This window comes from Arthrobacter zhaoguopingii (genome assembly GCF_009828605.1).
Lineage (GTDB): Bacteria > Actinomycetota > Actinomycetes > Actinomycetales > Micrococcaceae > Arthrobacter_D > Arthrobacter_D zhaoguopingii.
The window spans coordinates 48,848-55,754 of sequence record NZ_WIAE01000017.1 but is presented as its reverse complement, the minus strand read 5'-3'; the positions used below and the strand labels follow the sequence as shown (position 1 = coordinate 55,754).

Below are 6,907 nucleotides of genomic sequence, written 5' to 3'. Positions count from 1 at the left end.
GTGCCCCGCCGGCCCCGGCGGGGCACGGACAGCGGATCAGCGACAATGGAGTGTGCCAGTTCTTACCGAAGCCCCCCTCACCGATCCCGCGGCCGTCCGGCGCGAAGCCTCCCGGCGCCGCACCTTCGCCGTGATCTCCCACCCCGACGCCGGCAAGTCGACCCTGACCGAGGCCCTGGCCCTGCTGGCCCGCGCCATCCAGGACGCCGGGGTAACCCACGGCAAGTCCAGCCGCCACGCCACGGTCTCCGACTGGATGGGCATCGAGCAGGAGCGTGGAATTTCGATCAGCTCGGCCGCCCTTCAGCTCACGTACCGGGACACGATCCTCAATGTCGTCGACACCCCCGGCCACGCGGACTTTTCCGAGGACACCTACCGGGTGCTCGCCGCCGTCGACTCCGCCGTGATGCTCATCGACGCCGCCAAGGGCTTCGAGCCGCAGACGGTGAAGCTGCTGGCCGTCTGCAAGGCCCGGAACATCCCCATCATTACGGTGATCAACAAGTGGGACCGTCCCGGCCTCGACGCACTGGGCCTGATCGACGACATCGGCGAGCGGACCGGCATGACGCCGGTGCCTCTCACCTGGCCCGCGGGGATCGCCGGGGACTTCCACGGGCTGCTCGACATTCCGGGTAAGCGGGCGTTCCGGCTCGAGGCCGTCGACGGCGGTGCCCAGGCGGCGACGGAGACCGAAGTGCGGCCCGCGGAGCTCGACCCGATCGAGGCGGCGCGCTGGGTGGACGCCGAGGAGGAGGCCGGGCTCGTCGAATCCTCGAACGGCGCCTTCGACACCGCCGAGTTCGCCGCGGCCAGGCAGACCCCGGTCCTGTTCGCCGCCGCCGCGAAGAACTTCGGCGTCTCCCAGCTGCTCGACACCCTCGTCGACCTGGGCCCGGCGCCCTCGCCGCGGGAGACACTCAGCGATGCGCCCCGCCCGCTGGAATCTCCGTTCTCCGGGTTCGTCTTCAAGGTCCAGGCCGGCCAGGACAGCTCCCACCGTGACCATATCGCCTACCTGCGGATCTGTTCCGGCAGCTTCGAACGCGGCATGGTCATCACCAATCAGCGCACCGGCAAGCCCTTCGCCACCAAGTACGCCCACCGCGTCCTGGGCCGCAGCCGCGAGGTCGTCGACACCGCCTGGCCGGGCGACGTCGTCGGGCTGGTCAATGCCACCAGCCTGCGCGTCGGGGACAGCCTCTTCGCCGAGGAACCGGTGCGTTTCCCCGACATCCCCCGGTTCTCCCCCGAGCTGTTCGCCGTCGCCCGGGCCAAGGATCCGGGCCGGTACAAGCAGTTCCGCCGCGGGATTGAGCAGCTTGAGCACGAGGGCGTGGTGCAGGTGCTGCGCTCGGACCTGCGTGGCGACCAGGCGCCCGTGCTGGCCGCGGTGGGCGCGCTGCAGTTCGAGGTCGCCGCGCAGCGGCTGGGCACGGAGTTCAACGCGCCCACCTCGCTCGACCACATCTCCTACACCCTGGCCATGGCCGTGGCCCCCGAAAGCACCGGGGTCCCGGAAACCTTCCGCGGCGGGGAGATCCTGCACCGCGCCGACGGCGAAATCATCGCCGTCTTTGGCGACAAGTGGAAGGTCGGACACTTCCGCAAGGACTACCCGGGCGTGGTGCTTGAACCGATCGGCGCCGCAATCGACTAGGCCGGCATCGAGAAAGTCGGCATCGAGAAAGACGGCCGCAAACACATCGGCTTCACGGAAAACGGCGGGCCCGGTTGTACCGGGCCCGCCGTTCTATGTGTTGCTCGTAGGCGCTGTTACGGGGTGATGCCGCCGGAGCAGGACGCGCCGGGCTCGGGGGTCTGCTCGCCCTGGATGTACTTCTCCATGAACGCCGCCAGCCGGGGATCGTCGGCGGAGTCGACCTCGAGCTGCAGGCCCCAGGCGCTGGCCGCGATCGGGGATTCCTGATCGGGGTGGGGGCTCAGGACCACGTAGCTGCGGGTGCCGACGAGGTCGGTGAGCGCAGCGATTTCGGCCGAATCCAGCCCGGGCTGGTAGCTGATCCAGACGGCGCCGTGCTCGAGGGAGTGGACGGCGTTCGTGTCGGGCACCGGCTCGGTGTAGACCCCGCAGTTGAGCCAGATGGGACTGTGATCCCCGCCGACCGGAGGCGACTGCTCGTAGGTGACCTCCTCCTCGGTGTGCTCCCGGCCCAGGTCCTCGAAGGTTGCCACGCCCTCGATCGGCTTGGCGGCGGCCTCCCTGGCGGCGTTGTTGGCCTGGACCTGATTGACGATCACCAGGGTCACGGCGATGATGATCGCGAGGATGACAGCGCCGATGCCGCCGAAAATCAGAGCGCTGCGCTTGCGTTCACTGGCCCGCTGCTGGGCCTGGATGGCGGCAAGCCGTGCCTGGCGGTCCGAGTTCTGCTGGGCTCTCTTCTTATTCAACGGTTATCTGTCCTTCGTGGCGGGATGGGGAGCGCCCTGCACAGGGCGTACCGGCTGTAGTCCAATCTACCGCCGGTGCCGGCTATCGCCGGTCAAGCAGGTCCTGCAGGGCACCGATTTCCGACTGCTGCGCCGTGGCCATCTTGGTGGCCAGCGAGCGCACCTGTTCGGTCTCGGCCAGTTCCGCGCCGGCCTCGGCCATGTCGGCCCCGGCGGTGTGATGGTCGATCATGAGTTCAAGGAAAAGGCGTTCGGCCTCGACGCCGGAGGAGGCCTCCAGCTGGGCCAACTGCTCCGGCGTGGCCATCCCCGGCATGAGTGCTCCGGCGGTGTGTGCCGGGGCGCCGTCCTTCCCACCGTGGTGGCCGTCGGCGGAGGAGTCAAGCCATGCCATCGCCGGCGCGGAGCTGCTCTGGGGCAGGCCCCACTCCTGAAGCCATGCGTACATCTGCCCGATCTGGTGCTGCTGGGTGAGCGCGATGTCGTAGGCGACGGCCCGCAGGTCCTCGTCGGTGCTGCGGTCGCGGATCAGCAGGGACATCTCGACGGCCTGCGCGTGGTGTACCTGCATATCGCGGGCGAACCCGGCGTCCGCGCTGGCCCCGTTCGGGTGGTCCTGTCCGGCAGAGATGCGCCCCGCGGTGAAGACCAAGCCCAGCAGCGCCAGCACCGCGACTCCGGCCAGGATGAGCAGCAGCCGTTTTTGCCAGGAGAGCAGGGAGTTCGTCATGGGTTTCCTCGGTGGAAGGTGGGGTTCAGCCTTCCACCGTAGGCCATCAGGCTGGAAGTTCCCTTGATGCCCCTGCTCCAGGAGTGCACGTGGTTTGGGATTGCAAGTGGTTCGGGAGTGCAGGCAGGAGTGCAGCCTGCACGGAGTGGCCGGCGGTGCCGGGCCTCCGGCACCGCCGGCCGTGGGGAGGGCGGGCGTCCTCCTATCCGGCCTGGCCGGGGACCAGCCGCAGGGTGCGCTGGGCGAGTTCGTCGATGGTGATGTGGTCGTAGCCGCGCACGTCGCTGCGTACGTGCTCGTGCGTGGTGCCCACGAGGTCGGCGGGAACCGCGTTGGCCCCGTGCAGGGCACCGTAGGCGCTGCCCACCGTGGCCGCCGTTGAGTCGGTGTCACGCCCGCCGGAGATCGCGATGGCGACGGCGCCGGCGAAGTCCCTGCCCCACAGCAGGCCGATCGAGATCAGGGCGGCGTTGTGGATGGTGTGGACCCAGCTGTAGTGGCCGAGCGTCTCGTCCACCCAGTTCAGGGCCTCCTCGGAGGACGCACCGCCGTCGAAGAGCCCAAGGACCCCGCGGAGGGCCTCGGCCAGCCGGGAGCGGTCGGGGACAACACGCAGTGCGGTGCCCAGGGCGTCCCGCGCCGAGTCGGTGGTGAAGGCGGCCGCCAGGAGGGCTGCGGCCCACATCTCTCCGTAGGCGCCGTTGGCGGTGTGGCTCAGGCGGGCGTCGACCAGGGCCAGGCGAGCGGCCTCCGCCGGGTCTCCGGGGTTCACGTAGCCGAAGATGTCCCCGCGGATGAGTGCGCCGATCCACTCCCGGTAGGGGTTGGCCTCGGTGGCGGTCGCCGGTGCCTGCAGGCCGGCGATCAGGTTGCGGTAGGCGGCGCGTTCGGCCGTGTAGATCTGGGTGAACGGGAGCCGGCCCAGCCACTCCGCGGCGATGTGTTCGGTGGTGAGGCCGCGCCCGTACGTTTCGAGCAGGTTCAGCCCAAGGATGGTCCAGTCGATGTCGTCGTCGCGCGGCACCTCGGTGAAGGTTCCCTCTGAGGCCGTCGGGGCCGACGGGTGGAGCCGGTCCACCCCGGCCGGCAGTGGGTCGAGCAGCCGGACGAAACCGGTCTGGGGCCACTGGTCGGCGGCCCGCAGGTAGGTCTCGACCTCGCCCCGGGTCAACCCTTCGATCGGCTTACCCATGGTATTGCCCACCGCCCGGCCCAGCCAGGCACCCCGGACCCTGCCGGGGAGTTCGGATGGCTCGTACGCCGTCTTCTCCACCTGGCGGGCCAGTTCGAGCAGGACGGCCTCGTCCCCGGGCTCCTCGTAGGCCCAGTCCGGGTCGCGCTGCAGTCCGGCGAGGGTCTGCCCGATGGCGGCCAGGCGGAGCAGGTCGGAGGCCTCCGCCGCTTCCCGGGCCTGCTGTTCGAGGTCGCCGACGGCGTAGCCGGAGTGCGCCAGCTGTTCGGCCTCGTCGGGAATGATGTCGCGGGGATCGAGTACGTCGTGCATGGTTTTCCTCGTTGCTGGTCAGGAGTGGGGAGATTTGGCGGGGAGTTTGGGAGCGGGGCCCGGGATGGAGCCCCAGGGGGTCCTGGGGGACGGCCCGGGCCGTCCTCCGAGCGTGTTACTGCTGAAAGGCGGCGTCAAGATCGGCGGCGACGTCTTTCGCGCTCTTCTGGTTGGTCAGCATGGCCTGCACGCCCTTCCACATGGCGTCGTTGAAGACGTCGGTGGACAGCACGTCGACGTTGGAGCCGAACTCGCCGGTTCCGTCCGAGATCTTCGAGGCGTCCTCGATGACCTGCGCGAACAGGGGGTCGGCGTCGATGCCCTCGGTGTCCACCGGGAACGGCGGGATGGTGTTGAAGTTCTCAACGGTCCACCGTCCGTGCTCCGGGCTGACCAGGTAGTCGAGGAACTTCTCGGCCGCCTCGGTGTTCTTCGAGGATGCGGAGATGTACGGGCCGGAGCCGAGGCCGCCGCTGAAGATGCCCGGGCCGTCCTCGGCCGGGAAGGGGATGAAGCCGACCTCGAAGTCGGTGTTCTTGGCGATCTCGTCGGTGGCCCAGCTGCCGGTGGGCAGGATGGCGGCCTCACCGGAGTAGAACAGGGCGTTCCCGCCGTCGTAGGTTAGGGACGTGGGGTAGTCGGGCAGGTACCCGGCCGCGTTGAAGGACTTCCACGTGTCCAGGGCCGCTACGACCTCCGGGGAGGTCCAGGGCATCTCACCGCCCAGCAGCTTGTCCACTCCGTCGGCACCGACCCGGCTGGACAGGGCCATGCTCAGCAGGTGACCGCCCTGCCAGCCTTCCTTGTCGCTGGCCGCGATCGGGGTCTGCCCCTCCTTGGCGATGGCGGCTGCAGCGGCCTCGAGTTCGCCGAGGTTCGTCGGTTCGCTGATGCCGAGGTCCTCGAAGACCTGCTTGTTGTAGAACAGGCCGATGGTCTCGATGTCCCCGGGCACCCCGTAGACCTTGCCGTCGAAGGTCACGCCCTCCTTGGCGAACTCGTAGACGGGCCAGTCGTGCTCCTCGTAGGCGTCCGTCAGGTCGTGGAGCAGCCCGGCGTCGGCGAGCGCGCCGGCGTAGCCGGGGCCGGATCCCCAGCTGAAGATGTCGGGGCCCTCGCCGGAGCGCAGCTGGGTCTGGAGCACGGTGCGCATGTTGTCGGTGGGCAGGACCTCGAGTTCGACGTCGATGTCGGGGTTCTGCTTTTCGAAGACGGCGATGTCCTCGTTGATCAGGTCGACGGCGGCCGGGTCCTCGGGCTGCTCGATGAGATAACGGATCTGCTCACCATTCCCGCTGTCGTTCTCTGCGGCCGACGAGGTGCCGGTGCATCCCGTGACGGCGAAGGCGAACGCGGCGGTGACCGCGGGGATCCGGAGAGCTGCAAGGCGTTTCATAGGGTGCTTTCTGGTCGAATCGGTGGGGTGCGTACGGGTGTGCCTGGGGTGCTGCCCGGTCAGGCCGGGGGGTCCTGGAACCAGCCGCGGGCCGGGTTGGTGACCGCGGGCGGTGTCCGCCCGGCGGAGGGCTGCGCCGCCCAGCGGACGCCGTTGGCCAGGACCGTCCGGATCTGGGGATGGTGGTAGACGGGATACGCCTGGTCTCCGGGGCTGAAATAAAAGATGCGTCCGCGCCCCCGGGTGAAGGTCACTCCCGAGCGGAAGACCTCGCCGCCGCTAAAGGAGCTGATGAACACCAGGTCATCCGGGGTGGGGATGTCGAAGAACTCCCCGTAGGTTTCCTGTTTCTCGATCACCAGCGGACCCTCGATCCCCGCCGTGATGGGGTGGGTGGGGTTCACATTCCAGACGAGTTCCCGCTCCGCCCCGTTGCGCCACAGCAGGGAGCAGGTGGTGCCCATCAGGCGGGTGAAGATCTTGGAGAAGTGGCCCGAATGCAGCACGAGCAGGCCCATCCCGCCCAGGACGTGCCGCTGGACCCGGTCAACCACGTCGTCGGACACCTGGTCGTGGGCGATGTGGCCCCACCACAGGAGGACGTCGGTCTCCGCGAGGACCTCTTCGCTGAGCCCGTGGTCGGGATCGGCCAGGACGGCCGTCCGGATCACCGGGTCCCCGTCGAGGAGGAGCCGGAGGCCTTCGGCGATGGCGCCGTGGATGCCGTCCGGGTAGATGGCGGCGACCTCCGGTTCGGTTCTCTCGTGGATGCCCTCGTTCCAGACGGTGATCCGCAGGGGCGGGATGGTGTTGTGCTGCATGAGAATCCGTTCGTCGCGGCTTTCGCCTAGTTCTTCAG

At 69.0% G+C, this 6,907-nt stretch carries 6 protein-coding genes; 1 reads left to right on the top strand and 5 read right to left on the bottom strand.

Features of this window, described 5'->3' with window-relative positions:
* Nucleotides 1-52: 52 nt before the first annotated feature.
* On the top strand, nt 53-1,663 hold the full coding sequence (locus GVV77_RS16395) for a peptide chain release factor 3 (protein ID WP_159620170.1): 1,611 nt from the start codon (nt 53-55) through the stop codon (nt 1,661-1,663).
* Nucleotides 1,664-1,779: 116 nt separating this feature from the next.
* Here the strand turns inward: GVV77_RS16395 and GVV77_RS16390 are convergent, their stop codons facing one another.
* From GVV77_RS16390 to GVV77_RS16370, 5 genes are all read right to left on the bottom strand, one after another.
* Nucleotides 1,780-2,418, bottom strand: a complete 639-nt coding sequence (locus tag GVV77_RS16390) for a thioredoxin-like domain-containing protein (RefSeq protein WP_159620168.1) — start codon at nt 2,416-2,418, stop codon at nt 1,780-1,782.
* An 82-nt stretch (nt 2,419-2,500) separates the two neighbouring features.
* Nucleotides 2,501-3,148, bottom strand: a complete 648-nt coding sequence (locus GVV77_RS16385) for a DUF305 domain-containing protein (RefSeq protein WP_159620166.1) — start codon at nt 3,146-3,148, stop codon at nt 2,501-2,503.
* A 202-nt stretch (nt 3,149-3,350) separates the two neighbouring features.
* Nucleotides 3,351-4,652, bottom strand: coding sequence for an ADP-ribosylglycohydrolase family protein (locus tag GVV77_RS16380; RefSeq protein ID WP_159620164.1), 1,302 nt, complete (start codon nt 4,650-4,652; stop codon nt 3,351-3,353).
* A 115-nt stretch (nt 4,653-4,767) separates the two neighbouring features.
* Nucleotides 4,768-6,048 (bottom strand): ABC transporter substrate-binding protein, encoded by a 1,281-nt coding sequence (locus GVV77_RS16375; protein WP_159620162.1) that lies wholly within the window; start codon nt 6,046-6,048, stop codon nt 4,768-4,770.
* A gap of 59 nt (nt 6,049-6,107) precedes the next feature.
* On the bottom strand, nt 6,108-6,869 hold the full coding sequence (locus tag GVV77_RS16370) for a ThuA domain-containing protein (protein WP_159620160.1): 762 nt from the start codon (nt 6,867-6,869) through the stop codon (nt 6,108-6,110).
* Between the last annotated feature and the right edge of the window lie 38 nt (nt 6,870-6,907).